The 23,433-nt window shown below is 40.9% G+C and carries 35 protein-coding genes; 19 read left to right on the top strand and 16 right to left on the bottom strand.

Features of this window, described 5'->3' with window-relative positions; genetic code table 11:
• Positions 1-5: 5 nt before the first annotated feature.
• Together AC1HJP_RS10765 and AC1HJP_RS10760 are read left to right on the top strand one after the other, a co-directional pair.
• On the top strand, positions 6-527 hold the full coding sequence (locus tag AC1HJP_RS10765) for a GNAT family N-acetyltransferase (protein ID WP_480361814.1): 522 nt from the start codon (positions 6-8) through the stop codon (positions 525-527).
• Positions 528-577: 50 nt separating this feature from the next.
• Positions 578-850 carry a hypothetical protein gene (locus tag AC1HJP_RS10760; protein ID WP_480361813.1) on the top strand — a complete coding sequence of 91 codons (273 nt, stop codon included), beginning with the start codon at positions 578-580 and terminating at the stop codon, positions 848-850.
• Positions 851-878: 28 nt separating this feature from the next.
• Here the strand turns inward: AC1HJP_RS10760 and AC1HJP_RS10755 are convergent, their stop codons facing one another.
• The 3 genes from AC1HJP_RS10755 to AC1HJP_RS10745 form a co-directional block, all read right to left on the bottom strand.
• The gene (locus AC1HJP_RS10755; RefSeq protein WP_480361812.1) at positions 879-1,613 is read right to left on the bottom strand and encodes a hypothetical protein; all 735 of its coding nucleotides are present in this window, start codon (positions 1,611-1,613) and stop codon (positions 879-881) included.
• 115 nt (positions 1,614-1,728) lie between these two features.
• Complete coding sequence (locus AC1HJP_RS10750) at positions 1,729-2,175, bottom strand: DUF2589 domain-containing protein (RefSeq protein WP_480361811.1); 447 nt, start codon at positions 2,173-2,175, stop codon at positions 1,729-1,731.
• 5 nt (positions 2,176-2,180) lie between these two features.
• On the bottom strand, positions 2,181-2,741 hold the full coding sequence (locus AC1HJP_RS10745; protein WP_480361810.1) for a DUF2589 domain-containing protein: 561 nt from the start codon (positions 2,739-2,741) through the stop codon (positions 2,181-2,183).
• Between the two features lie 172 nt (positions 2,742-2,913).
• Between AC1HJP_RS10745 and AC1HJP_RS10740 the strand changes: the two genes are divergently transcribed.
• The 13 genes from AC1HJP_RS10740 (at position 2,914) to AC1HJP_RS10680 (ending at position 14,687) form a co-directional block, all read left to right on the top strand.
• Complete coding sequence (locus AC1HJP_RS10740) at positions 2,914-3,615, top strand: DUF2589 domain-containing protein (RefSeq protein ID WP_480361809.1); 702 nt, start codon at positions 2,914-2,916, stop codon at positions 3,613-3,615.
• An 8-nt stretch (positions 3,616-3,623) separates the two neighbouring features.
• Positions 3,624-3,860, top strand: coding sequence for a hypothetical protein (locus tag AC1HJP_RS10735; RefSeq protein ID WP_349285802.1), 237 nt, complete (start codon positions 3,624-3,626; stop codon positions 3,858-3,860).
• 268 nt (positions 3,861-4,128) lie between these two features.
• Positions 4,129-4,761 (top strand): DUF2490 domain-containing protein, encoded by a 633-nt coding sequence (locus AC1HJP_RS10730; protein WP_480361808.1) that lies wholly within the window; start codon positions 4,129-4,131, stop codon positions 4,759-4,761.
• 12 nt (positions 4,762-4,773) lie between these two features.
• A complete protein-coding gene (locus AC1HJP_RS10725) occupies positions 4,774-5,898 on the top strand; it encodes an ATP-grasp domain-containing protein (protein ID WP_480361807.1) in 1,125 nt (374 codons plus the stop codon).
• Positions 5,889-8,279, top strand: coding sequence for an MFS transporter (locus tag AC1HJP_RS10720; RefSeq protein ID WP_480361806.1), 2,391 nt, complete (start codon positions 5,889-5,891; stop codon positions 8,277-8,279). Before AC1HJP_RS10725 ends, AC1HJP_RS10720 begins: the two co-directional genes overlap by 10 nt.
• Positions 8,261-9,457, top strand: coding sequence for an ABC transporter substrate-binding protein (locus tag AC1HJP_RS10715; RefSeq protein ID WP_480361805.1), 1,197 nt, complete (start codon positions 8,261-8,263; stop codon positions 9,455-9,457). Before AC1HJP_RS10720 ends, AC1HJP_RS10715 begins: the two co-directional genes overlap by 19 nt.
• Before the next feature lie 19 nt (positions 9,458-9,476).
• On the top strand, positions 9,477-10,580 hold the full coding sequence (locus AC1HJP_RS10710; RefSeq protein WP_480361804.1) for a hypothetical protein: 1,104 nt from the start codon (positions 9,477-9,479) through the stop codon (positions 10,578-10,580).
• A 75-nt stretch (positions 10,581-10,655) separates the two neighbouring features.
• The gene (locus AC1HJP_RS10705; RefSeq protein ID WP_480361803.1) at positions 10,656-11,843 is read left to right on the top strand and encodes a hypothetical protein; all 1,188 of its coding nucleotides are present in this window, start codon (positions 10,656-10,658) and stop codon (positions 11,841-11,843) included.
• A gap of 11 nt (positions 11,844-11,854) precedes the next feature.
• Positions 11,855-12,265: a hypothetical protein gene (locus AC1HJP_RS10700; protein WP_480361802.1), complete on the top strand. Its 411-nt coding sequence runs from the start codon at positions 11,855-11,857 to the stop codon at positions 12,263-12,265.
• Positions 12,266-12,369: 104 nt separating this feature from the next.
• The gene (locus AC1HJP_RS10695; protein WP_480361801.1) at positions 12,370-12,786 is read left to right on the top strand and encodes a hypothetical protein; all 417 of its coding nucleotides are present in this window, start codon (positions 12,370-12,372) and stop codon (positions 12,784-12,786) included.
• Positions 12,787-12,799: 13 nt separating this feature from the next.
• Positions 12,800-13,324, top strand: coding sequence for a hypothetical protein (locus AC1HJP_RS10690; protein WP_480361800.1), 525 nt, complete (start codon positions 12,800-12,802; stop codon positions 13,322-13,324).
• Between the two features lie 164 nt (positions 13,325-13,488).
• Positions 13,489-13,959, top strand: coding sequence for a GNAT family N-acetyltransferase (locus AC1HJP_RS10685; protein ID WP_480361799.1), 471 nt, complete (start codon positions 13,489-13,491; stop codon positions 13,957-13,959).
• A 143-nt stretch (positions 13,960-14,102) separates the two neighbouring features.
• Positions 14,103-14,687, top strand: coding sequence for a helix-turn-helix domain-containing protein (locus tag AC1HJP_RS10680; protein WP_480361798.1), 585 nt, complete (start codon positions 14,103-14,105; stop codon positions 14,685-14,687).
• A gap of 26 nt (positions 14,688-14,713) precedes the next feature.
• Here the strand turns inward: AC1HJP_RS10680 and AC1HJP_RS10675 are convergent, their stop codons facing one another.
• The gene (locus tag AC1HJP_RS10675) at positions 14,714-15,526 is read right to left on the bottom strand and encodes a sterol desaturase family protein (protein ID WP_480361797.1); all 813 of its coding nucleotides are present in this window, start codon (positions 15,524-15,526) and stop codon (positions 14,714-14,716) included.
• Positions 15,513-15,941 carry an SRPBCC family protein gene (locus AC1HJP_RS10670; RefSeq protein ID WP_480361796.1) on the bottom strand — a complete coding sequence of 143 codons (429 nt, stop codon included), beginning with the start codon at positions 15,939-15,941 and terminating at the stop codon, positions 15,513-15,515. The genes AC1HJP_RS10675 and AC1HJP_RS10670 overlap by 14 nt, the downstream gene beginning before the upstream one ends.
• A 99-nt stretch (positions 15,942-16,040) precedes the next feature.
• Here AC1HJP_RS10670 and AC1HJP_RS10665 point away from each other — a divergent pair, with 99 nt between their 5' ends.
• The 4 genes from AC1HJP_RS10665 (at position 16,041) to AC1HJP_RS10650 (ending at position 18,408) form a co-directional block, all read left to right on the top strand.
• Positions 16,041-17,051, top strand: a complete 1,011-nt coding sequence (locus AC1HJP_RS10665; protein WP_480361795.1) for an AraC family transcriptional regulator — start codon at positions 16,041-16,043, stop codon at positions 17,049-17,051.
• 145 nt (positions 17,052-17,196) lie between these two features.
• Positions 17,197-17,529, top strand: a complete 333-nt coding sequence (locus tag AC1HJP_RS10660; protein WP_480361794.1) for a cupin domain-containing protein — start codon at positions 17,197-17,199, stop codon at positions 17,527-17,529.
• Between the two features lie 223 nt (positions 17,530-17,752).
• Entirely contained in the window at positions 17,753-17,959 is a 207-nt protein-coding gene (locus tag AC1HJP_RS10655) for a zinc ribbon domain-containing protein (RefSeq protein WP_058029381.1), read from the top strand.
• Positions 17,960-18,096: 137 nt separating this feature from the next.
• Complete coding sequence (locus tag AC1HJP_RS10650; RefSeq protein ID WP_480361793.1) at positions 18,097-18,408, top strand: DUF2834 domain-containing protein; 312 nt, start codon at positions 18,097-18,099, stop codon at positions 18,406-18,408.
• On the opposite strand, the gene AC1HJP_RS10645 is transcribed toward AC1HJP_RS10650, so the two are convergent.
• The 11 genes from AC1HJP_RS10645 to AC1HJP_RS10595 all read right to left on the bottom strand — a co-directional run bounded on the left by AC1HJP_RS10645 (position 18,405) and on the right by AC1HJP_RS10595 (position 23,234).
• Complete coding sequence (locus AC1HJP_RS10645; protein WP_058029383.1) at positions 18,405-18,674, bottom strand: hypothetical protein; 270 nt, start codon at positions 18,672-18,674, stop codon at positions 18,405-18,407. The genes AC1HJP_RS10650 and AC1HJP_RS10645 overlap by 4 nt on opposite strands.
• A gap of 12 nt (positions 18,675-18,686) precedes the next feature.
• Complete coding sequence (locus AC1HJP_RS10640; protein WP_083496525.1) at positions 18,687-18,863, bottom strand: RebB family R body protein; 177 nt, start codon at positions 18,861-18,863, stop codon at positions 18,687-18,689.
• A 59-nt stretch (positions 18,864-18,922) separates the two neighbouring features.
• The gene (locus AC1HJP_RS10635; protein ID WP_058029384.1) at positions 18,923-19,201 is read right to left on the bottom strand and encodes a RebB family R body protein; all 279 of its coding nucleotides are present in this window, start codon (positions 19,199-19,201) and stop codon (positions 18,923-18,925) included.
• Between the two features lie 9 nt (positions 19,202-19,210).
• Positions 19,211-19,483, bottom strand: a complete 273-nt coding sequence (locus tag AC1HJP_RS10630; RefSeq protein WP_480361792.1) for a hypothetical protein — start codon at positions 19,481-19,483, stop codon at positions 19,211-19,213.
• On the bottom strand, positions 19,476-19,874 hold the full coding sequence (locus AC1HJP_RS10625) for a RebB family R body protein (RefSeq protein WP_480361791.1): 399 nt from the start codon (positions 19,872-19,874) through the stop codon (positions 19,476-19,478). Before AC1HJP_RS10625 ends, AC1HJP_RS10630 begins: the two co-directional genes overlap by 8 nt.
• A 146-nt stretch (positions 19,875-20,020) precedes the next feature.
• Positions 20,021-20,314, bottom strand: coding sequence for a hypothetical protein (locus AC1HJP_RS10620; RefSeq protein ID WP_058029386.1), 294 nt, complete (start codon positions 20,312-20,314; stop codon positions 20,021-20,023).
• A 68-nt stretch (positions 20,315-20,382) separates the two neighbouring features.
• Positions 20,383-20,658 carry a RebB family R body protein gene (locus tag AC1HJP_RS10615; RefSeq protein ID WP_058029387.1) on the bottom strand — a complete coding sequence of 92 codons (276 nt, stop codon included), beginning with the start codon at positions 20,656-20,658 and terminating at the stop codon, positions 20,383-20,385.
• 92 nt (positions 20,659-20,750) lie between these two features.
• Positions 20,751-21,023: a RebB family R body protein gene (locus AC1HJP_RS10610; protein WP_390446018.1), complete on the bottom strand. Its 273-nt coding sequence runs from the start codon at positions 21,021-21,023 to the stop codon at positions 20,751-20,753.
• A 75-nt stretch (positions 21,024-21,098) separates the two neighbouring features.
• Complete coding sequence (locus AC1HJP_RS10605) at positions 21,099-21,386, bottom strand: RebB family R body protein (RefSeq protein WP_480361790.1); 288 nt, start codon at positions 21,384-21,386, stop codon at positions 21,099-21,101.
• Positions 21,387-21,440: 54 nt separating this feature from the next.
• Positions 21,441-21,689 carry a RebB family R body protein gene (locus tag AC1HJP_RS10600; protein ID WP_240721972.1) on the bottom strand — a complete coding sequence of 83 codons (249 nt, stop codon included), beginning with the start codon at positions 21,687-21,689 and terminating at the stop codon, positions 21,441-21,443.
• 66 nt (positions 21,690-21,755) lie between these two features.
• A complete protein-coding gene (locus AC1HJP_RS10595) occupies positions 21,756-23,234 on the bottom strand; it encodes a helix-turn-helix domain-containing protein (protein WP_480361789.1) in 1,479 nt (492 codons plus the stop codon).
• Positions 23,235-23,433 lie beyond the last annotated feature (199 nt).

Genomic DNA, 23,433 nt, shown 5'->3' with positions numbered 1-23,433 from the left:
GAAAAGTGGCACTTTATTTATCAACCCAACGACTCAATTTAATTGAACTAAGCTCTGAAGAAGCGTTAGTCGATGACGCATTAATAGCTGCGATCCCAAGCATTTTGACACTGACCGTTGTGGCAAGCCTGCCACCTTACTTTCATGGCGTGAACAATGACGTAGAAGCTAAATCTTGGTTAAGTAAAATGCGCTCTGAGAGCCGGTTTTTTTTAATTAAAGATAAAGATGATGTGTGTTTAGGTTTTGTATTTGTTAGCAATACAGATAAGGCTGAGAAACACATAGGTTATTTACTTGCGCAAGAATATTGGGGTAAAGGCTTCGCCAGTGAGCTATTACATGCTTTTATAAAGCGCGCAGAGCAAATAGAGTCGTGGCAAAGTCTTGTTGGTGGGGTAGATAAAGGGAATGTTGCTTCTGCTAAATTACTGTTGAAACTGGGTTTTATACCTCGAGAAAATGAGCATGAAAACGTCGACTTTTTTGAATATGTACTAAATAAGGGTTCATTAAATCGTGTTTAAGTGATTTAATTCAACGTGTTTTAAAAAAGGAATTTTAGGGAAGTTAAATAATGAAATGCCCAGAGTGTGAAAATAAAATAGGCTTTTTCTCAAAGGCTTTGAATAAGTGGGGTAAATATAAAGCCTGTCCCTACTGTCAAACTAAAATAGAAGTTGCCATTAACTTAAAATTCCTAGCCCTAGGTATCATCCCATTAATTTTTTTCTACATATTTGCTTTAAACCCGCTCGTATCGCAATTTGGCATCTTCTCAAGTGTATTGATAGGCATTATCGCTGGAGTTTTTATAAGTTTTTCGCTTCAGCTTGAAAAGAAAGAGTAGTTTAAAAGTTCGTTCGCTTAAATATTAGCTACTTATCTTTCGTTTCACTTTTGGGTGCTTGCTTTGAGGGGGCCGTTTTTTGACTCTCATTGGTGTTTGCTTCTTCAACAACTGATTTGAAGCTTTTAATCGATTTTATTGCTTCAACATAAAAAATAGTGGCTTCTTTTGCCTTGTGATCATAAGTGAACACATAATTCACACTGGTGCCTAATAATGTAGTTTCAATAGGCTTGTCTTGGTCGCTTAAAACAATAGATACCTTTGTACCTTTACCTGATTTTACAGCGCTTGCTTCAATATCTGCAAATACGAAAATATAAGCAATAACGCATATACATACAGCTGAAATGGTAAATTGTAAGTTGGTTTTTGGATTGATCGGCGCCCATAGTAGCGCACTTATAAATCGCATTAGTTTGGGCATTGGCTCATCGCGGTACTCTAGCTTCTTTCTGGCTCTAAAGCGATTACCTATGTCGGCGATAATCAATACCAAAATTACTGTAATATAAGTAAATACAATACTAGGGTTTTTTATCGGTGTGGCGAGCATATCTTCGAGGGAGACATACTTAACAATGCTGATATCGAATTCACTATAATAAAGATGTAAATAGGCCATACTGGTAAGCAATAACAATAGATAACAAAAGGTAATACTTAATCCCGAAGACACTCGTATCAACTTGAAAAGCTCTTCGAATAAATACATTTCAGAGAGTTGTTTCAATTTTTCTTGTTTGTTGTAAGAGCTACTCAAATCTAATATTCCTTGTATCACATATAAACCTACACTAATCGACAATAGCATTTTGCTCAGGGTTAGTCATTGCCTGATAGGCGCTCAAAGAGTTTGCGCTAGGTGAAAAGAGCGCCTACTGATTGTCTACCACGAGGTTTGAAGATAGGCCGCTTTTTCTATCTAATTTCACACTCAACTTACAAGGCTGGTTTTTCGAAAACAAACCGGATTTAGCTTTAAAAGTGAGGTTGGGTTTGGTCTCCTCAGCGTGTTCAAGAAATAGGTCTACGTCGAGTTTAACATGCTCTATTTGCAAGAATGACAATGGGAATAAGCTTAACAAAGGCGTTTCAATCAGGGTATGTGTGAGAGTTTTATCATCATTGTAAACGGGCATGCTTATGCACACTGTTTTGGCCTCTAACTCTTCCTGTGAATTAATATTTAAGCGGTTCAGTAATGCATGGTATTTGTCTACTTCTGTCATTTGTTGTGCTTTATAGAGTGCACCGGCAAGCTGGTTTAAGAGTGGATCTGCATCACTGATTTTCACTTTTGAACTATTTAATGAACTGGTCAAAACAATTACCCAGGGATCTGAGAACGTAGCGCACGTTCATATCCATCAACCAAATAACGTAAGCCATCAGGGGTTTCCATGGCGGCAATTTTCACTTCTAGTTTCGCCTTGCCGCCATTGCCTAAGTTAGCTCCTTCAGCGGCTAAATCTTGACTCTTGGCTGTGCGTTTTGGGAAGGACACTTGTAAGTCTTCACCGTTTACGCTGAGTTCCAGTTCAGTGGCAAATTCCATCTCTTTGAGCTCAACTTGAGAAAGGGGCACTAGAGTGATCAAAGGCACATTGACCGTTTGAATACTGGCGCCTTCCTTGGTGGTTTTTGGATATTGTACCGCGACCATACGTGGTTTCATTACCTGCACCGGAGGCTCTTCATGGGGTGTTTGTGTTTCAGTGCGTGAATTAATCGCAGCTTTTCGGGCATTACCTGAGGATGTCTGTTCAGTCTCATCATCAACAGGCTCAAAAAATTGGTCAATGAGGCCGAGGTTTTTTTGTATTAATGCTTCGCCCGCAGCTGCAGTGGCAGTGTGTATAGTTTGAACGAATTCTTGTAGGTTGATCATATGCAGGTCCATTTAAAATTTTTCACACAATAGCGATTTAACTTTCTTAAAACTCGGGCAGAACTGGGATCTCAAGGCGTAAAATCCGCCGAGTAGAAACCTGTTTTACACGATTGTTCAAATTTAAAAGCCTTTAACCTTATATGCTCATACATAACGAAAGGAAAATACCATGAGTGTAAATCAAGGGCCTGCGCTGCTGTCGATGGCGCAACAATTCAGCGGTTTGCCAATGAAAGACTTAATTGGCGGGCCATTAATGGCGGCTGCACAGGCCAACCATAAAATGGCGATGACGCAAGTACAGTTTATGTTAGATACCTGTTTCAATAAAACGGAAAGTAAGTCACAAGACTCTGAGTTTAAAGGTGAAATGCTCGAGCCAATTATGGTGGCGTTAACATTGAAACGCCCAGTGCTTACCACCAGCAATAAAGATGGAGAAATCACCACAACTCAATCATCGGTTGAGTCAGAAATTCATTTGCCATTACTGACCTTGCTTCCTTTGAATGCGCTCGCGGTTGATGACGTGAACATTCATTTTAATATGGAAGTGAAATCGAGCTTTTCTCATGAGAAAAGTAATGAACAAAGCCAGTCTGTCGGCGCTGAGGCATCGTTTACACAGAAGCTGAATTACGGCTTGGGCTCTACGGAAGTATCAGGCTCGGTTTCATATTCGAATGAAAGTAAGAATAGTGAGACTGAAAAGTATAATAAGAGCAACAAAGCGACTTACGATGTCAAAGTACATGCAGGTCAGTTGCCTCTACCCGAAGGAGTAGGGGTGATCATTAAAGCTTACACAGACAACATTTCGCCTGTGATCATCAGTGGTGATGGGACGAAAGCCGATGGAAAAGGAGGTTAAAATAGCGCATGAGTACAATAATTGATTGTCCATATTGTGAATCAGAAGGGCGTAAAAGCCCTATTGTGATTGAGCCTAATTTATTGCTTCAGGGTAAATCTTTTACATGTAGCTGCTGTAAGAGTGAGCTCTCTTTAAAACCGCAAAGTGCGAATGTGTTTGAACGCGGTTTAAAAGCGTATCAAAACTATCAACATGTGACTGCGTCATTGCAAGATGCTGGTAACACACCAAGTTTGGCTTAATATCTATGCTACCGAGTATATGTCGGTAGCTGTAAGCTCATTTTTTAAATTCAACTATAACCCGACATGAAGTCGGTACTACCTAAGGTTATTTAGTCCCAAACAAAAATAAATCTCGGTAGCAGCGAACTTACTTCGCGTCTTATCAATACCACAAAGTTAAATATAATCCCCTGATTTTATGAACCATTCCACCGATTAAACACTTTTTTAAAACAACATACTAAGGCTGTTTCAAAACACATAAATGAGATTAAAGAGGATATTTATGAAACAGGTTTTATGGTCGTTGTTGTTTGTGACATGCGGGTTGTTCGCAGCAAAGATAAATGCAGAAGATCAGCAATTATGGGTGTCGGCGAATAAAAAGCTTTTTAAACAAGGGTCGGTTTCAAGTTCATTCTACACCGAGTTGAGAACTAAAAATGGAGTAGATGACTTGAGTGGCTTTTTTGCAGGACCCAAGCTGAGTTACAATTTTAACGAACATGTGAAAGTCGCTACAGCAGGTAAGTTCATTCGCTTGTATAACACCTCAGGTGATGACCAGTTACAACGTTTAGAACTAGAAGCGTCGTTTTCATCAGGAAAACTAGCCAGTGGATGGCGTTTGGGTTTACGCAATCGCGTTGAATATATTGAAAAAGACAGCGAAACCAATGGTCGCTATCGTATTAGAGTAAGTGCAGATAAAGATGCATCACTCGCTCATATTAAGCGCTTTCACATTCGCCAAGAGTGGATTTTAGATGAAGACTATCAGCTTACTGAATACCGCCTTGTACCTTTTGCTTTCACATTAAAAAATGCCTTAATGGGCGCGCAAGTCAGCTACTTGTTAAGACGAAAAAGTAAAACCGGAGAATACAGCCATGTATTAGGTTTGGCTTGGCAGTTTTAAGGAGTGAAGGCGATGTCTGTAAATACGGCACTGAATACATTGAAGTTAAATGGGCGTATTGCGGTGATTTATTCTGCTGATCCTGCACAAGTAGGTTCAGTGATTTATCGAAGTTATAACACTCGTAGTTGGAAAAGCTATCAAAAGGTGGCGAATGATATCAAGGTGGGTCTAGAGCAAGCAGGATTTAATCATGTTATCTGCTTGGCCGATGATCAGCATTTGGCTAGGCAATTAGCTGAAAATAAAATCGACTTTGCTTGGCTAAATACGGGAGGGATGCAAGGTGCTGACCCTTGTTGCCATGGTGCCGCGCTGTTAGAAAGTTTGGGTATCCCTTATGTTGGTCATACACCGCTTAATGCCGCACTTATGGATAATAAGTTTTTGTTTAAAAAACTGTTACAGCAACTTGCTATTCCTACCGCAGAGTATGTGCTTTGGCACCCAGAAAAGCCAAATACAGCTGAAGAATTGGTGCTCAGGCATAACAAACTTCACTTCTTTGGCGATGCTAAACTTATTGTTAAACCTGTATCGGGGCGGGCCTCTAACCATGTGCATGTGGTTAGCTCTTTGAGTGAGCTAAATGAGGTTTGTCAGCAGGTATTTGCACACACGCAAAGTGCCGTTTTAATTGAGCAGTTTTTATCAGGAGATGAATATTGTGCTTCGGTGATCCCAACTATGGGTGAGCTGGCTTCGCCCACTTGTTTTGGTATTTATCAGCGCAATTTAGGGCCAGGCAATCGCATATTTACGTCAATGGATATCAAGCCAATCGGTACGGACTCCATCATTACATTATCCGATGAGCGACAAGCGCACCTTAATGAGACGGTGACAGCTTATTGTAAAAAGCTCTTTTCTGTTTTGAACTTATATGGCTTGTTTAGGCTCGATTTGAGAATGGATTCAAAAGGACAGCTATGCGTTCTTGAAGCAAACCCCAAACCTGATCTAGGGGCTGTACATAATGGTACAGGCAGCTTGGTTGCAATGGGTTTGCAAGAGCTCAAAGTCTCGTACACGCAATTTTTAGACTATTTAGTTCAAGTCAGTTTGAGCCATTTATCTTTGCATCGAACACCTAAATATCATGCGCTGTTAGCACGTATAGGTGCGCCATGTCAGTAGAGCCAGAGGTTATGCATAACCCAGAAGAGCAACATGAGGCAGTAAATCGCACTGGACTAATGTACTTGCTAAAGCAAACTGTTCAATTGCAAGTCACCTTATTATTGTGTGTTGCTGTGATAGTGTTTATTGCTGCGGGTGAAGCATATCGGGTAGCCCCAGAGTTGGTGCTTAAAAATATTTGTAATCAATCACATATCTTACGTCAGCAAATTAATCAGTCGCTCAGCTTAGGTATGCCGATTGAATACAAAGGGTTTGCACCGCAAGTACATACTTTTGCATTGCAAACACAAGGGGTCGAACGGGCTGAAATAAAACCCATTTATGCGCAAGCTGACAGGCAAAACAGTGGTCTCATTCCCTTATCTTGCTCAGCAGCTCCAGGACAACTCGTTGAGCAAATCGACATTGATATTCTGGGACTAGTAATGCCTAAAGCAGCCTCACAGCAATATGTTTTGCAACTGCCATTGGCAACTAATACCGCTGATGTAGGCGTGCTTTCAATCGCCCTGACTGCGGGTATTTTCAATCAAGAAATCCATCAAGCATTTGGCAAGATTATCGATTCAATACCTTGGGTTTTCATCATTTTTACCTTTCTTGTGGCGGGGCTTTTCCAAAAACAAGCTAAGGCCAGCACCTTGAAGTGGGCGTTTTATTGTGTGTTTAGCTTACTTACCGTGCAATTGGTGATGACCTCTTTTTCTCTATATCAAACTAAAATTATTGGTCAAAGTGATGCGGTGCTTGATTTATTGTCGCAGCGTTTGAGTGAAGTGACTGATATGGGGTTTGATTTAGACCATCAGGTACGTGGTGTTGATGAGTTATTAGAGCCTTATCGGGTTAATAACAGTATTTTGCACAGTTTGAATGTGTCTAAGTTGGATGAAGCATCAGGACTAGATAACAAAGAGGGGGTCATAACAAACTGTCGACAAATCGGATTGTCTGATTATCAAGTGTGTAGTGAGGTGCTAAGTAACGACATATATCAAAAATTGTGGAAGGCCGTTCGCAATATTTTCATTTTGTTAGCTGCTTTATTATTGATTTTGAATGTCTTAGTTGAAGCCGTAGTCAGCAGTCAGCGAAGCAGTAAAGTGAGCAAGTCTGCTTTACCGAGTAGCTATCGAGCAATTCGAGCCATTTTTGTGTTGGGTGTCTTGCTTGAGTCTATCACCTTATCTTTTTTTCCAGCTTACTTAAGGCAAACACTGGCGCTTAGTAGCGGCGAATTACAGTTGGTATTCAGTTTGTACTTCTTAGGATTTGCTTGTGTCATGGTGCCTGCTGCGGTGTGGGTTAGACGCTTTGGGGTGCAAACCATGCTGCGCTTGGCCTTGGTGGTAAATAGTCTATCATTGCTTGTGCTTGCCTATTTTGTTGAAGCTGAATTACTAGCAATTGCAAGGTTGCTGTCAGGTATGTCACAGGGATTATTGGTGATCTGTGTACAAAGTCAGTTTTTACGGATCGCTCTATCTCACCCTCAGTTTTCAGCGAGTAATCAATTATTAATTGGTTTTTATATTGGTGCCATCGCTGGGGTGTCTGTAGGGGCGGTCGTGGTGCCAATTTTAGGTTTTTCAGGGGTATTTATGAGTGCAGCTGTCATTGGCGGCCTGACATTTCTTTATAGTCTGAATCAATCTATAGAGCTGGCAGTCGATACAAGCGGTGATGACGATGTTAAACCTTCTGCAAGCAAGGGGTTACTAACAGACTTATTAATGATGTTTAAAGATAGGCAATTGCAGCAATGCTTACTACTTATCGCCATCCCAATCAAAGCCATACATACCGGGGTGATCTTGATTTATATCCCTGTACTTATCAACCAACAGTTTGCAGACCCTAATATCGCTGGGCAAATCATTGCCTTGTATTTCTTCGCAATCCTGATTGCAACACATTTTGCTAAGCCCAATGCCAATAACCAATTGCGAGCCATTAGTTTGAGTGTTATTGGCGCAGGGTTAAGCATTATGCTCATAGCCAGTTTTGAGTGGATGGCGCACTCCTTAAGTCACTATGGGTCATTGCAAAGCTATCAAGAGCTGCTGTCTGTGAGCGTTATTGTGATTGCGGTACTTATGGTCGGATTCTTTCAGGGCACTCTGGGCAGCCCATTGGTCGGGGTGATGCTGAGTAGTCAATACGCTAAACAATTTGGCAGTGACATTACCGCGGCTAATTATCGATTTTTAGAACGTATGGGGGCGGTATTGGGTCCCATGCTGACAGCGGTAATTTTGGTACAGGATAGCAATGACAAAGTAAATACTAACTTATCTTTAGTGGGTTTTATTTTCATTGTTATGGGGTTTATTTTTTATATTTTAATGAGGTTAACATGTCAAAAGGACAAGTAATATTGACGCTGTTTTTCACAGTTTTTTTATGTGTGTTCAAAGCTCAGGCTTTTGAAGTGGGTTTCTGCGATAGAATGTTTATCGCTTATCAAAAGGTTGCGCCAGAGCACAATGGTTTAACTTGTAAAAAGCGTTTTGTAAAAAGCGCCAAAACAGGGCGATTGAAAGAGCAAGCGGAGTTAAATCGCTATCCCGACCCGCAATTTAATATTTTGGTTTTATCACCAAAATGGTCCACCGCCTATGATATTTCTACTGCAGAGATTGCCCGTGATTTTAGGAACTCAGGCATAAAAACCAATTTTACTTTGTTTAATTATGAAGGCAATGAAGTTGAAGCCGAAGCCATGGTTGCATGGGCGCAGTTAAAACAGTTCGACCTCATTTTTTCAATGGGCTCGAAGGCAACTGATTTTGTAAGTCGAAATTACAAAAATGGCGCCATTCCAGTTGTCAGTGCCTGTAGTAAAGATCCGATAGCCATGGGTTATGTCGATCCCGTGTTGATGAAAAGCCAAACAAACATTGCTTATACATCTTTGAACATTAATGTAGATACGCAGCTGGCCTATATCAAATCTAAGTTCTTATCAGATCTCACAGACTTGGCAATTATTTATGATACCAATAACACTAGTTCAGTGGTGACACAGGTAAAACCGTTTCTGAGCCTCCAAGAGGCATATAAAGTAAAGGTGAGCGAAATAGGAGTGGATTTAAAAGACCCAAATCATAATCTTGAGCGCAAAATGCAAGCATTTGTTGAGCTTGAGAAATCGAACCAAGCCAAGGCCTTTTTGGTGACAGGTAGCTCGGAGCTTTATGAAAATGTCGATCTGATTAACGTCTATGCGCAAAATGTGCCTGTGCTGAGTGTCACGCCGAGTCATGTTGAAGGTGGTGAGCGTAGTGTCTTTATGGCTATAGGTGTTAGCTTTGAAAGTAACGCCCGTTTAGCGGCAAACTATGCGAAACGTATTCTAATGCACAAAGGCAAACCTGGTGAGTTACCCGTAGGTTTAGTAAAAGCACCTGATATTGCCATAAACTTGATGCGAAAACCTGATGAAATCACCAGCCTCCCCATTAACTTCTTAGAAGATGCCCTGCATATTTTCAATAGCCAAGGAGAGCCGATGAAAGTTGGCGGCTTGATTGTGTCTCCGACACAGCTTTAAATAAATAGGGCTGACAGTTATGACAGAGCTAGAGGAAGCAATGGCAGAGCTGGAATTGCTGGTGGCTTACATTTGTCGTCAAGGCTTACAGCTTGACGGCAAATTACTTAAAGACGTACTTAGAATTAAAACTGAGTTTAACGAACAAAAAACACTCTCAGAAGAAGATGAAGCGGCGTTTTGGCAATACTTTAATGCACTAGTCAAACAAGTTGCGCCGGCTAGTGTGGTGAGTATTCGTGACAGTAATCCTAGTCATTCTTGGCAGATGCGCTTTCCTAAGCAATTCAAACAAGTACATCGTATTCCTTTATATTACGGGTTGTTAGTATGTGCCATTATTGCACTGACAGTGAGCTTGCAAACTTATTATATGGTTGGAATCGGGGTAATTCATAAAACCCATGCGTTATTCGCAGAACGCAATGAGTTTCGAGAAAAGCTACAGGTACTGAGTTTAACCCCCTCACACAAAGCAAGTTCAGAGTGGCTAGCCATAAAGCGCAAAGAGCAAGAGCTTGATCAGGAGTTTGATGCAAATCGTACCTTGTTACTCAGATGGAACACATATTGGCGATTGGGTTTTAGCCACGAAGTGACTATTTCGGAGTTTGATAAATTTAAATATCAGCAGAAAAAAGCCAAGTTAACGGCGCAATTAGACTTCATTACTGAGCAGTCACGAAGTCATGAAAACGCTAAGCAAATTACACAGCTAAAAGATAAGATCTCGGAGTTAGACAGAGAGTTTGTGCTTCATCAAGCACGCCAAGCATTCTTTGACTCCCGGCTTTCGGCCGAATATGTGGTTAACTTATTGGCGAATTATATTTTACCCCTGCTGTATGGGCTATTAGGCGCATTAACTTTGGTATTGAGAAACCTACACCTTGACTTCAAGCGTGGTACGTTTTCCAAAAAACTCTGTTTAGATTACAACTTACGTATTTTGCTCGGTGGTGTTGCCGGTGTGTCTAGTAGTATGTTGATGGGGGAGGGCACAGGGGTACCACAAGGTAGTTATTCACCTATGCTGTTCGCGTTTGTGCTTGGTTACAACGTTGAAATCATGTTTGCATTGATGGATAACATTGCGAGTCGACTAGGTGATAAAAAAGCCTGATTAGTCAGAGGTTTTCCCCAATTTATTGATTTCAATCTTACTTAAAGTGTGATTTTTTAGCAGCAGAGTCACACTATGAGGCAATCCCTTTTTTCTTTAAAAATCAGCGCTAGACGGCATGGTATTGGTAAAGTAGTTCAGTTACTTATAACCCTTAAACTGTTTATTTCTGGTGTCTTGTTTTCTATCCACAGCCAAGCTTATATGCCAAAAGATGAGCAAGCTCTCACGATTGATGCATCAACGCTTTGGACTACACAGCAAAACACTAAGCAAGGGCTTTCGAGCTCATTATTTTCGGCCAATATTGATCTTGGTCTGCAATTGAACACGCAACAATTAATTCAGCTTGGTATCGAGTACAGCCAAACGCCCGATGAGCAAGGACAAGCAATGTTCGCATTATTCGAAAGTAGTGCCGACGTGCTGACAACACAAGATGCTAATGAAGCAGGCAGGGCACAAGTTTCTACATTTTTTTGGCAAGACTCAGGCGTATTTAAACAGCCAAATAGCAAAACAGACACCGAACTTACCATTGGTTTGTTAGATATCGAAGGCGGTGTCGATACCAATGGCATTGCCAATGACGAAAACACCCAGTTTTTACTGCCAGCTTTGGTGAATAACACCAGCGTTTACACCCCAGATTACACCTTGGGCATACGCTACCTAAAACAACCCAGCGAGAATGAGGTGGGATACACTTTATTAGTGAGTCGCAGTGAAGGGTTGGCGGATAAACAAGGTAATTACGCTGATGTACTCACACAAGGTAATAGCCAACTATTTATCGCCAGTGAAGTGAAATGGCGCGTTAACAACTCAGAAGTACATTTGGGTGCTTGGAAAAATCAGGCCGAAGCGGCAACGGGTATGTACTCTGCCTTACAATATCATCAACCATTTAGCATGGGAGAGCTTGCTTTGTTGGTGAGAGCAGGCCTTACCAAGCAACAGCAAAGTGACGCTGAAGCACAAAAAGATATTACTTCTCCAGAGCCTAAACAAACACTGACCCATTCAACTTTGAGTCTGGCTTCAACATGGACGCAGAATAACTGGCAGTTTGGTTTAGGTGTTGCGACTGAAAGACAGCAAGCCCAGCAAGATAATGAAATACATCAAGGAGAAGCCTGGCTCAAATATACCTTGCATGACATGGCCTCGGTATCCGTGTTTAATCAATGGCAGTGGCCTGATGAGCAAAGTAATAGGGTGCAAGCGAGACACTCAGGCTTACGGTTGTTTTTGCAATTTTAAGAAAGTGTTTAATGAGCAAGTTTCTAATAACCGCTTATATTCGCCACTCCTATGCCACCGATCTGCTCAGGCTGCCTGAGCAGCACCCACTGTATCGTAAACATGCGTGTTTGGTAGTAAGTGACTTAACCCATAAAACCGCTGCAGCGCATGGTTTTGGCTTTAACGGTTATATTAGAGAATCTATTCCGCGCAAAGGGAAAGTTATCTATAAGCAGCCACTGCTACTATCAAAAAATGAAGCCAAAATTGACGAGCTCTATCAGCATCTCACCAGTCGCTATGCACCAAATTACAATATTGAGCATTATAACTGTGTTTATCATTTGTATTTTTGCTTAAAAGAAGTAGGAATACGCAGTAAGTTATTGAATCACTTCAAATATGCCAATAGTAAATGGTATAAAAAAGAAAGAGTATAGTTTTATAAAACCTTTGCTCTTTAGTGGAGCTGAATTGGGTATTTTTTTGTTTGAAAATGTGCAAAAATATTGAACCATAACAATTATTCTTTAGGGAAAACAAGATGAAAAAACAATATGGTTGTTTAGCTGCAATAGCTTTAACTGCGGTACTTTCTGGTTGTGCGACTTCGCCAAACGCTGAAAAAGACGACAATACCAATCAATTAACTGTGGGTGTTGTGCAAAAAGAAATAACAACTGGTATGCCGTCAACAGACGTGTTGACAGCACTTGGTAGCCCAAATATTGTTAAAACTAACCCTGAAGGCAATGAAGTTTGGGTATATGATCGCTTTTCAAAAGAGCAGGTATATCAAACCACAGGCGGTGCGTTAGGTTACTTCTCTGGTAATGGTGGCGGTATTATTTCTTCAGAGCAAGGCTCTAGCCAAGTGAGCTCTAAAACACTTACCGTAATCATTAAATTTGATGCGCAAGATAATGTTGCTTCGATTGCTTACCACCGCAGTAAGTTTTAATTGAGGTATAAGCATGTTTAAACTGAAATTAGTCATTGCAGCTTGTGTGGCTTTATTTCTTGTTGGCTGTGCCTCGAACAAGACGCAAATGTCGACAATGGAAGTACGAAGTTTACAAACCAAAGAGTATCAAACTTCAGATCATATTCGAGTCTATAAAGGGTTAATCAATGCCTTATTAGACAGAGGCTTCACTTTAAAGTCGTCTGACGCCAACTCTGGTGTGGTGATTGCGCATTATAGCTCTACTGAGCTTAATGGCGCCGAAATAGTCACTAAAGCGGTCGCAACTTATTTAACCTTTGGTCTGAATTGGATTTTTGGTGATAATAATTTCGAAGATATTTTAGTGGTAGATATTTCAGCAAACGTTACTGAGTTATCGGGCGTGAGTACAGTACGTATTAATGCTGTTGGTAAACGTATGAATAGTGACGGTGAAATTGTTGATACTAAAATGGTGACTGATCCTGAATACTACAACAGTATTTTTCAGCAAATCGAAAAATCTGTGTTCATTGAAGAAAACCTAAATTAAATTCTGTGGGGTTTGGTGTTGCGATGACATTGGATGTGTCGCCAAACCTCTTATCTCTTTCAAATAGTCCTTTCCCACATTTATCAAATAAACTTTTTGGTTGGCTTTAACCTCACCTTTCGTTATGTTCATCATGTACTTAACCGATACATAAGGAAGTAGCCATGACCATTGAATGGACGTATTTAGCCAAGCATCCTCAACATATCAAACAGTTAGCCGAGTGGTATTTTGATGAATGGGGCGAGTATGTTGAAAACAGCACCGAGTTTGCATTTCAAGAGAAACTCAAAGCGTATTTAAACATTGATGGTATTCCATTAATCATCTTAGCGGTTGAAGGAGATACCCTGGTGGGCGCTGTACAAATTAAGTACCGTGAAATGACCATTTATCCCGAAAAAACACATTGGCTGGGCGGTGTGTATGTTAACCCAGACTACAGAGGACAGCACATCGCATCCCAATTGGTTCAGCATGCAGAAAAACGTGCCATTGAACTCAATATAAACCACCTACACTTGCAGACAGAATCTTTGAATGGTGGCCTTTATGCCAAACTTGGCTGGGAGATTGAAACACAGGTTAATTACCGAGGCGTAGAAGTAGCGGTGATGCAAAAAGTATTAAATTAAGAAAATTTAAAATAAGCAATAAAAACAAATGGTTGTGTTTCTATGTCGATGTTTTCAAGAAGTTGGCGGGAAACTGTCGTGACGGTTTTTATATAAACTATGTAATCTGCTGAAAATGTTTAAATACAACCCTAAAAACCATAATGAATAAGCAAGTGAACATTTCTAAAGAAAAAGTCCGTCAGTTAAGAATGAATAAAGGTTGGCCGCAAGAGCAATTGGCTCTAGCATCAGGTCTAAGCGTGCGCACAGTGCAAAGAGTTGAATCCGAAGGCGCTGCGTCTTTGAATACGGCTATGAGTTTAGCAGCAACTTTTGAGGTCGAGGTCTCTGAACTACAACAAACTTATCAACTTGAAACGTCGCGCAAACAAAAGCTGCAATACGGCTTGTATATTGGGTTAATTATTTTAACCTTGTCGCTTACAACTCAACCATTATCGCTCCCAGATGATCCTTATTCTACTTATATGAGGTTTATGAGTTATTTTCTCGCTGGTTTGGGTATCTTAATTATGATCCCAAGTGCAATTTCCGCCTTTAAACATAAACAACACTTTGCACTTGTATTAGCATCCATTGGCACCCCCCTAAGCACCATACTTGTTATTGGTGTGTTGTATTTTTTACTTGGTTTGAGCAAGCCAATGTGGGAGCTATTTGCATTGGGCGTAGGCGGAGCCTGTTTATTGTTAATGTCACTGCGAGAATTTAATAAGAGAAAATAAACATTTTAAATCATATGTTTATTTGTTTAGCGATGTGAAGGATATCCAAACAATACTTTGAACTTTCTAATAACCCCTTTGGCCATTACCACTTGCCTATAGAGGATTTTAACTTGCATAAAGTTAGTACTCCATGGCGTGTTCTTAGGCTCTGGGCCCACAATACCATAGCGGATTGTGAGGCTTTTATCCTCTTCTACAAACGTACCGAATAACTTGTCCCAAATGATTAAAACGCCGGCATAGTTCTTATCAATATAAGGTGTATTAGTGGCGTGATGAATTCTATGGTGTGTCGGTGTGTTGAATACCTTTTCGAGCCACCCTAAGTTGCCTATGGTTTGCGTATGCACAAAAAACTGAAAGGCGAGGTTGAGGGCGACAATGGCAAACACGATTGCAGGCGCAAAGCCCAGTAAAATCATGGGCAGCCAAAACAGCCACATGCCTACTAGGGGATATAAAAGGCTCTGCCTAAAAGCGGTTGTGAAGTTCATATGTTTTGAGCTGTGATGGACCACATGGGCAAGCCAAAACCAGTGGATATTATGAGACGCACGATGAAACCAATAATACAAAAAATCTTGTAGTAAAAAGCCGACTAATAAACTGCCAATTGAAAAGGGCATATCAAACAAGGCAAATAGATGTAACCAATTAAAAAATGGCATCAATAATATGAGCGCGATGGCATCACTACCTTGATGCAACAACGCAAGCACAGCGTTGTTTAAGCTGTCTTTTATGTTGTAATACTGCCTTGCTTTATAGAACTCAAGCGCGACACATAATAAGAAAATTGGGCTGAGACCAAGTAAAATCAGTTCAACGGGGAGCATACATATCTCCAAGTCTATTTAGGCATTGTTGTATGTCTTTTTGAAGGATGGCTTTGAGCGCAAATTTGGGAATATACCATGGGCTTTGGCATTGAATTCGATACGAAACTTGGGTGTGTTCATCGGTTTTATGAAATCGAATTTCACCACGGTGCTGGTGAACAGGAAAGTCATTGAGCACTCGGTAATAAATCCCAGTGTGGTCTGCTTGGGTAATTTGCTCCTCAAAACTGATACCCAATATTGATACCTGCCGAATACACCCCTTACCACCTATCATTTCGCCTTTGTCGGCAGGCTTCAGTACTTTGAATTTGGCATTAAAAAAACGGTCAAGATTGCTGTGGTCAAGCAGGGTATTCAGCAAAATATCAGTGGTACAAGCAACCTGTTTTTGGTATTCAACGACTAACATAATCGAATCACGTTTGGTTTTTTTAACAGCATAATTTGACAATCAGTGAGGTTCTTGCGCTAATACGACAAGGTTTTGTTATTTTGCGACAGGGTTGTTATGGCGTCAGTTTCAAATGCATATTTGCAAAGTGTCTTGGCTTTTTTGAATGCGCAGGGCATTGCTGCAACAGAGATAAAATGTGATATCGCACAGCTTTCATCTGAGCGCATTGCCATGCAAACCTATGTTGATTTGCTTAACTTTGGTGCAGAGCGCACAGAGCTTAGCTTGTTTGGGTTTGAATTGGGCCAGCACATTCAAGCAAGAGATTACGGTGTACTGGGCTATTTGGTCGAAAGCTGTGAAAATCTCGCACAGGCCATAGACGTACTTAGGCGATTTGACGCATTGGTTGCTGATATAGGTCAAACTCAGCTAAATGTTACTGACACATTTGCGCACTTAGATTGGCAACCGCTTACCACTGACTGCAAACAGATGGTACTTCGAAATACCACAGCTTGGGTTGCCACGGTGAGAAAGATCCTCGGTGAAACGCTTTCTCCTCATCAAGTGTCATTCAGCTTTGCTTTGTCAGCACCAGAAATTAAACAGTTAAAAGCGTGGTTTAATTGCGAGGTAATAACAAAGACTAATGAAAACCGCATAAGCTTTGATAAAACACTTCTGGCACTTCCATTTACCTCTGAAAATAAAGCCATGTTTCAAGCATTGGTTAAACTTTCTGAAGCTGAGCTCTCTCAAAGCAAGCTTTCTCAATCTATTCGAAATAGTAATATTAAACAGCAAGTTGCCACTTTACTCAGTGCCACAAGTAACTTACAGGGTTGCGATCAAAAACGTATCGCCGAAGCACTCTTTATGAGTGCGCGTACATTACAAAGAAAGCTAAAAGCGGAGCAAGTTAGTTTTTCGGCTATGCTAGAGGCTGAACGTAAATCTCGTATAGATAACTTACTTAAACACAATACCATTGCGCAAACCGCCTATGAACTTGGCTTTGTGGAGCAATCTTCATTTACCCATGCATGTAAAAAATGGTTTGGCATAACACCATTGGCCTATCAGAAATCACTATTAGGGCTTACTGACAAAATAGCAAAATAATTCATTACAATTTTATTGGTGATATTCAGTTTAAATCTTTGGGTCTTAAATAAAAATGCTTTAGCTTGGTTGATAGAACTTAAGATAACAGGGGCCAAGATGAAACAAGATCAGATCAATTTTGCAGACAAATCTGCTAAATTCAATGAGCTTTTTTCCGGTTACCGGGTCACCTCGAGTGATTGCAGAGATGAACGACTACCAGTTTAAACTGGTTAAAATTCAGGGCGAGTTTACCTGGCACGACCACAAAGACACAGATGAAGTGTTTATTGTCATCGAAGGCGAGATGGGTATTGAATTTCGAGATCGAAGCGTTCACCTAAAAGCGGGTGAATTGTGTGTTGTTGCTAAAGGCGAAGAACACAAACCATTTGCTGAGCATGAATGTAAAGTAATGATTGTTGAGCCAAAAGGCGTTGTAAATACGGGTGAAGCTGGCGGTGAACTGACCGCACAAAACGATGTGTATATTTAAGTAACCTGAGCTTTGGATAATAAATCTATCTCCAGCGGCTACTTTCAACGTTAACTGCGTTGAATTTACTTGCAATAGACCAGCTATTGACGCGCAAATTCGCCTTGTTATCGCTAAAAGTCTCCGGCTGCAGACTTGAAAAATCACTTATTATTTTAATATCAATATGTAAGTAAATCTCTTAACCAAAGTTCAGGTTAAGTAATTTTAAAAAGGAGCGGTTATGTCAAACGGTTGGAAATGTCCTAAATGTGATTGTCGAGATTATGAAACAGATACCATTGCAACAACGGGCAGTGGCTGGTCAAAAATTTTCGATATGCAAAATCGAAAATTCACAGCTGTGACCTGTGTGCACTGTACTTATACAGAGTTTTATAAAAGTAGTACGAGTACCCTTGGCAATGTATTTGATTTATTTACTAATTAACCTGAGCTGTGGATAATAAATCTATCTCCAACTGCAGACTTGAATAATCACTTATCATTTCAATATCAATACATTAGTAAATCTCTTAACCAAAGTTCAGGTTAATTAAGTGAGTGAAGAAAAGGAATTCAAAAGATATGGCAAAAATTTATTTATTGCTCGCCATTTTGGGCGCTGTACTCCCGTATGGGGCCTTATTACCTTGGTTATATGATAACGGCTTAAATTTACAATTACTTTGGCAAGCAATCACAGCAAACAATATCAGCGTGTTAGCTTGGTTAGATGTGGTCATAGCCGCAGTTGCGCTTATTTGCTTCATCGTAACCGATAGTAAAAAGCATCAAGTTAAAGGCGCTGCGTTTGCGATAGCTGCTACCTTGAGCATCGGTGTCGCGTGTGGCTTGCCACTGTATTTATATCTCAAAGAAAAGCAGAGAGAAGGTTAAGGCTTAAATTGTTCGAGGATTTTTGCCGATTCTTTACCTATGTTGGCAAATTGCTCGGTGCCTTTTTCGAGCACTTTTTGCGCCTCTTCAATGACCTTTGAATACTTAGGATCGCCCGTAGCCAGAAGCTGAGATAACGCCACCCCAATGGCAGTAGTAGTAATGGTGCTGAGGTTTCTTAAATTATCGGTGGCGTCTTGCACGGCAATAGCCGTAGACTGGGCTACGGCTTGTTCAGCTTTTTTGCGTGCATTGACATCCGACATGATAGTGCGAGATTAACCTTGCGATAAGATCATGGCGCATGAAGTACTGACAGAAGCCGTACTCACTGTTTGCGAACTTTGCTGAATGGTCACGGCATTTTGCATCATTAAGCCCACGGTGTCTGCGAGGCTTGAGTCAGACAGCTGTGTGATGATGTCAGAAATGGTTTTTTCGTTGCTATCAGACATGCTTACTCCTAGATAACAATGGGAGCTAATCTAGCCCCCAAATATGCTATAAAATTGAGTTAGCCTTTCTCAATTAATTCTTCAGTGGTACGGCCCAGTACCGCACTGCCAATTGCACCGAGCGCATTAACACCCTGCACGGTTGCAGCTTGCGCCATGATATTAGCATTTTGCTGTGCGCTGGTGGCATTATTCCCTGCGTTTGACAGTGATAAACCGAGCGCGGTGTAGAAATTACCCATTGCCATCGCAGGGGTATCTGCCAGTACTTTGGTATTTACTTGAGTAATAGAGTCTGTGATCTGTTCATTGACTTTATTGAGTTGTTTGTCGGCCATAATGAGTCCTTATTCCGTTTGATTGTCTTCTTGCGTTGCCGGCACACCAAGTTGTTCACTGAGTGCTGACATGGCTTGAGTGAGTGTTTTGTCAACGTCATTCAGCATGGCGTCAACGTGTTTAGAAATTTTGCTCGCTTCTTCAAAAGGTTGATGCTCGTTTAACACTTTTTTATTGCCTTGCAGGAGTGCATTAACCTCTTGCTGCTTGCTTTTTGTGAGCGCAGTGATTTGTGCTAATTGCTCAGCACAATGAGCTTGAATTGTTTCGGTACTATTCATCGTCAGTTGACTCTTTGGGTTTTTTGCCTAAAAAGTTAAACAAGTTGAAGCGCTTTTTTTGTGGAGGCGGGGGCGTTACTTCCTCTTCAGGCTCTACATCTTCAATATCTGCATCTTGGTCAAGCTGCAAGGGGACTGGTGGAGCTTGAGTCGCTGTATTATTTGGTTGAGTCGACGCAGGTAAATGAGTCGGTGTTTGCAATAATCGAGCACAGGCATTGGTGATCGACGCAGAAGTCGTCATTTGTGCACTTTGTTGGTTGGTGATCGCATTATGCATCGACAAACCCAATGTCTCAGCAAGGGTAGCTTCAACCATACTGGTTGGTTGCTGTGAAAATGGGTGGTTGCCTTCAGGTACTTGGTTTGTGGTATTTTGTTCGTCACTCATTGCTTTGTCCTTGCTTTAAGCACGCAAAAACTGCGTAGATTAGTTAGAAATTAAATACAGTTTATCGCCTATCGCTTGAACAAAATCGGGGCTTTTTACTGAAAATACGGGGATGATTAAGGCAATAAAACTCATCCCCATAGGGACTATTCGGCGGTCTCGTGTAACACAGTGGCAATTTTTTCGCCCACCACACTGAAGTTTTCAGCACCTTGAGAGACAATAGATTGTGCCGTTGAAATAGCTTCAACATACTTGCTATCACCCGTTTCTAGAAATTGTGATAACGCGACACCAATTGCAGTGGTACTTAAGGTATTGAGGTTACGTAAATTGTCAGTTGCATCTGCCATCGCCAGGGCGGTAGATTGGGCGATTGACTGTTGTGCGCTATTAACTGCAGACTCACCTGCCTCAGGGGCTTGGTTTAGATTACTCATATTTTACTCCTGCAAAAAAGCCCTTAGTTGCAAGGCAAGTAAGGGCCTGAAGGCATCAGAAAAAGTGATTAAGCGCCTGGCTCAATAATGCTTTCAGCACTGCGGCCAATCACTGAACTACCAATAGACATCAATGAATTAACACCCTGCACAGTTGCAGCTTGCATTGTGATTGCAGCTTGTTGTTGTGCCGCTGTTGCATTGTGTGCAGCGTTACCTAATGCTTGGCTTGTTGACATGAGTAGGTTACCCATTGCCATTGCTGGTGTTTCACCTACAACTTTAGTGTTTACTTGCGTAACTGAATCAGTAACTTGCGGGTTTACTGTTAGTGCATCTGCCATGATTTTCTCCTGTGACCGAATCGGTCCTTGTTAAGAATAAATAAAACTAAGAATTAAAAAGCGCCATACACATTGTATGGCGCTGAGCGCGATTAGCCTTTTTCGATGATGCCTTCAGCGCTTCGACCTACTACAGAGCCACCAATTGACATCAGTGAGTTAACACCTTGCACAGTTGCAGCTTGCATTGTAATTTGCGCTTGTTGCTGTGCTGATGTTGCATTGTGCGCAGCATTACTTAATGCTTGGCTTGTTGACATTAATAGGTTGCCCATCGCCATTGCTGGCGTTTCGCCTACAACTTTAGTGTTTACTTGAGTTACTGAATCAGTGATTGCACCATTAACTGTTGCTGTCATGATAATTTCCTTTCTTTAAGTTAATTTTGACTGTTAAGTCGTAAAGTTAAGAGAGAAGTTTTGCCAAGCAAAACCGCTCAATTAAGATAAAATCTCTGAGGTACCGCGGCCGATCACTGAGCTACCAATCGACATCAGTGAATTCACGCCTTGTACTGTCGCTGCCTGCATTGTGATTGAAGCCTGTTGGTTACCTGTTGTTGCATTGAGCGCTGCTGTGCCTAATGCTTGACTGGTTGCCATATGCACGTTACCCATTGCCATCGCAGGTGTTTCACCAACGACACTGGTGTTCACTTGCGTTACTGAGTCAGTGACTTGGCTATTTACTTGAAGTGGTGTTGCTGCACCACCAGCTGCTGCTGCCATAGTTTGTTTCCTTCTTCATGTTGATATTTTGCTCGTTCCAAGCGGTTTGAGCTTTTATGCTTTCGCATACTTGGCGCCAAGAGAGAGAATTAAATTCGCTCCAATGGCGGTATTCGTTTTGATCAGCACATTGTGTTGCTGTTGAGAGTAAGTGGCATTGTGCGCTGCATTACCCAGTGCTTGTGCTGTTGCTTGCACTAACATGGCACGAGAAACTTGCGGTGATTGTTGGTTAACTAAGTCTTCTATTTGTGCGCTTAAGTCTTCCATCACCGTTATTCGTGCTTGTTTCGATAAGGTCATATTAGGGGTTGCAACGTTTTGTTAATCGGGCAATTGCACTAACAATTGCCGCGAATATCGGCTTGTTTAAATTCGGTATGGTTTATACTGTTTTTTATAGTCACGAGGTGACATACCGGTATAACGTCGGAAGATTTTTTCGAAGTGACTTAAGTCGCCAAAACCAACCTCTAAACATAAATCTGTAATACGAATGTTAGGGTCTTGAGCTATCATGGCTTTGGCGTATTCTATTCTTAGTTCAGCCAAAATTTGCTTAAAACTTTTGTTTAATGTGTTTTTAAATAAGTAAGACAAATGAGACGGGCTCACAAATGCTTGATTAGCAAGGCCTGTTAACGTGATCTCTTGTTGCCAATTGTCCTGCATATAAATTAACGCTTTCAACAAACTTGGGTGTAACGCTCTTTGTTCAGTAGCTTGTTTTTTAAACAATATATTGACGATAGATTTCCGATACTCACCTAATGTTTGGCCCGCACTATTTTCTAGTTGCTGACTAAATTCAGGCAGTGTCTGTTTAAGTACCTCTGAGCTGATATCGTCTTGATACGAAAGGGCAATTAACTTAACCAGAGTTTGCTCTAATTGCATCATATTGCCAGGCCAATCGTACTGGCTGAGTAAATCAAAGCAATCTTTTGCAAGCTTTTGCTTGGCGCTAATCTTATGATGGTCAAATAAGGTATTGATGAGTAAAGGTAAGTCAGTTTTTCTGTCTTTTATACTTGGGATAGGTAGCTCAAGAAAGCTTAGTTTTTCAAACAGGCTGCGAGAAAATAACCCCTGATTAACCCGAGCATACAAATTGTGTTCACTACTAGAAAGTAACCTGGGCTGAGACGTGTTTTGTCTTAGGCTATATTGATTAGTCAGCAGGGTATTGAGCTGAGTTTGTTGCGACATCGGCAAATGGCTGACATTGGCGATTAACAAAGAGCCATTTTGCGCCTGTTCGAATGCTTGTTTTAATTTACTTTCAAAGTTATGTGCGTCAATAGATGTGCAATCAAGCTCAACAAAAGGGCCTGTTTTTTTATCACTTAACATATGAATGCTAATCGCTGTTGCGAGTGTTTCACTTCCTGGTGGGGCATTTAAGACGAGGGGGAATAAGGTGTTGGCACACTTTTCTATGAGTCTTTCAAGTTTGTTTATCTCTGCGCTATAACCTTGTAGCGCAAAGTTTTGACCAAATTTTTCGTCACTCAGTTGTGCAACTCTGAGCCTTGCAAACATCAATCCGAGCTGGCTTGCAAATTGTTTAAATGCGAGCTCTTCGCTTGAACCCTGCTTTACTTCAACAAGTAAATGTAATGTACCAAGCTGTTTTCTTTGATAATTAATGGGGATTTTTGAAATGGGTTTTTCAAACTGCGCCGATTTGGGCCAATAATGTGAAACAGCATGATAGGTTTGATATTCAACCACAAAGTCACAACGTGTTAAGTGATTAAATTTATTGTCTAGTAGCTGTGCAATTGAATTCTTGAACAAAAGCGCTACATCTAAAGGGTTCCTTTTCACTTGTGAGCGAATTTCCATTTTATTTCTCCGGTTGGTTAGCCACCACACGCTTCTATTTTATTTATCCCAAAAAAAACAATAAAAATTGGTGTTAAATAAAATCCTTTATCAGCAATTTTGTGGTGAAAGTAGTGTGTAATTGGCAAAGTACTGGAAAAGACGGGCCTTAAATCGGGGAAATCAAGCGAATAGTGATTACAATTTATTACACCAATTA

The sequence above is a fragment of the Pseudoalteromonas sp. NFXS53 genome (genome assembly GCF_056629255.1).
This window is presented reverse-complemented; position numbering and strand designations above follow the sequence as displayed.

What these genes read in the sequence shown, in the direction of transcription:
- AC1HJP_RS10690 (WP_480361800.1), top strand. Translation starts at nt 12,800, where the DNA reads ATGTTTAAACTGAAATTAGTCATTGCAGCTTGTGTGGCTTTATTTCTT.
- AC1HJP_RS10675 (WP_480361797.1), bottom strand. Translation starts at nt 15,526, where the DNA reads ATGCTCCCCGTTGAACTGATTTTACTTGGTCTCAGCCCAATTTTCTTA.
- AC1HJP_RS10600 (WP_240721972.1), bottom strand. Translation starts at nt 21,689, where the DNA reads ATGACCTTATCGAAACAAGCACGAATAACGGTGATGGAAGACTTAAGC.
- AC1HJP_RS10735 (WP_349285802.1), top strand. Translation starts at nt 3,624, where the DNA reads ATGAGTACAATAATTGATTGTCCATATTGTGAATCAGAAGGGCGTAAA.
- AC1HJP_RS10595 (WP_480361789.1), bottom strand. Translation starts at nt 23,234, where the DNA reads ATGGAAATTCGCTCACAAGTGAAAAGGAACCCTTTAGATGTAGCGCTT.
- AC1HJP_RS10730 (WP_480361808.1), top strand. Translation starts at nt 4,129, where the DNA reads ATGAAACAGGTTTTATGGTCGTTGTTGTTTGTGACATGCGGGTTGTTC.
- AC1HJP_RS10710 (WP_480361804.1), top strand. Translation starts at nt 9,477, where the DNA reads ATGACAGAGCTAGAGGAAGCAATGGCAGAGCTGGAATTGCTGGTGGCT.
- AC1HJP_RS10700 (WP_480361802.1), top strand. Translation starts at nt 11,855, where the DNA reads ATGAGCAAGTTTCTAATAACCGCTTATATTCGCCACTCCTATGCCACC.
- AC1HJP_RS10725 (WP_480361807.1), top strand. Translation starts at nt 4,774, where the DNA reads ATGTCTGTAAATACGGCACTGAATACATTGAAGTTAAATGGGCGTATT.
- AC1HJP_RS10720 (WP_480361806.1), top strand. Translation starts at nt 5,889, where the DNA reads ATGTCAGTAGAGCCAGAGGTTATGCATAACCCAGAAGAGCAACATGAG.
- AC1HJP_RS10660 (WP_480361794.1), top strand. Translation starts at nt 17,197, where the DNA reads ATGAGCTTTTTTCCGGTTACCGGGTCACCTCGAGTGATTGCAGAGATG.
- AC1HJP_RS10685 (WP_480361799.1), top strand. Translation starts at nt 13,489, where the DNA reads ATGACCATTGAATGGACGTATTTAGCCAAGCATCCTCAACATATCAAA.
- AC1HJP_RS10630 (WP_480361792.1), bottom strand. Translation starts at nt 19,483, where the DNA reads ATGAATAGTACCGAAACAATTCAAGCTCATTGTGCTGAGCAATTAGCA.
- AC1HJP_RS10705 (WP_480361803.1), top strand. Translation starts at nt 10,656, where the DNA reads ATGAGGCAATCCCTTTTTTCTTTAAAAATCAGCGCTAGACGGCATGGT.
- AC1HJP_RS10625 (WP_480361791.1), bottom strand. Translation starts at nt 19,874, where the DNA reads ATGAGTGACGAACAAAATACCACAAACCAAGTACCTGAAGGCAACCAC.
- AC1HJP_RS10620 (WP_058029386.1), bottom strand. Translation starts at nt 20,314, where the DNA reads ATGAGTAATCTAAACCAAGCCCCTGAGGCAGGTGAGTCTGCAGTTAAT.
- AC1HJP_RS10650 (WP_480361793.1), top strand. Translation starts at nt 18,097, where the DNA reads ATGGCAAAAATTTATTTATTGCTCGCCATTTTGGGCGCTGTACTCCCG.
- AC1HJP_RS10640 (WP_083496525.1), bottom strand. Translation starts at nt 18,863, where the DNA reads ATGTCTGATAGCAACGAAAAAACCATTTCTGACATCATCACACAGCTG.
- AC1HJP_RS10760 (WP_480361813.1), top strand. Translation starts at nt 578, where the DNA reads ATGAAATGCCCAGAGTGTGAAAATAAAATAGGCTTTTTCTCAAAGGCT.
- AC1HJP_RS10645 (WP_058029383.1), bottom strand. Translation starts at nt 18,674, where the DNA reads ATGTCGGATGTCAATGCACGCAAAAAAGCTGAACAAGCCGTAGCCCAG.
- AC1HJP_RS10745 (WP_480361810.1), bottom strand. Translation starts at nt 2,741, where the DNA reads ATGATCAACCTACAAGAATTCGTTCAAACTATACACACTGCCACTGCA.
- AC1HJP_RS10665 (WP_480361795.1), top strand. Translation starts at nt 16,041, where the DNA reads ATGGCGTCAGTTTCAAATGCATATTTGCAAAGTGTCTTGGCTTTTTTG.
- AC1HJP_RS10615 (WP_058029387.1), bottom strand. Translation starts at nt 20,658, where the DNA reads ATGGCAGATGCACTAACAGTAAACCCGCAAGTTACTGATTCAGTTACG.
- AC1HJP_RS10740 (WP_480361809.1), top strand. Translation starts at nt 2,914, where the DNA reads ATGAGTGTAAATCAAGGGCCTGCGCTGCTGTCGATGGCGCAACAATTC.
- AC1HJP_RS10605 (WP_480361790.1), bottom strand. Translation starts at nt 21,386, where the DNA reads ATGGCAGCAGCAGCTGGTGGTGCAGCAACACCACTTCAAGTAAATAGC.
- AC1HJP_RS10670 (WP_480361796.1), bottom strand. Translation starts at nt 15,941, where the DNA reads ATGTTAGTCGTTGAATACCAAAAACAGGTTGCTTGTACCACTGATATT.
- AC1HJP_RS10635 (WP_058029384.1), bottom strand. Translation starts at nt 19,201, where the DNA reads ATGGCCGACAAACAACTCAATAAAGTCAATGAACAGATCACAGACTCT.
- AC1HJP_RS10680 (WP_480361798.1), top strand. Translation starts at nt 14,103, where the DNA reads ATGAATAAGCAAGTGAACATTTCTAAAGAAAAAGTCCGTCAGTTAAGA.
- AC1HJP_RS10715 (WP_480361805.1), top strand. Translation starts at nt 8,261, where the DNA reads ATGTCAAAAGGACAAGTAATATTGACGCTGTTTTTCACAGTTTTTTTA.
- AC1HJP_RS10695 (WP_480361801.1), top strand. Translation starts at nt 12,370, where the DNA reads ATGAAAAAACAATATGGTTGTTTAGCTGCAATAGCTTTAACTGCGGTA.
- AC1HJP_RS10655 (WP_058029381.1), top strand. Translation starts at nt 17,753, where the DNA reads ATGTCAAACGGTTGGAAATGTCCTAAATGTGATTGTCGAGATTATGAA.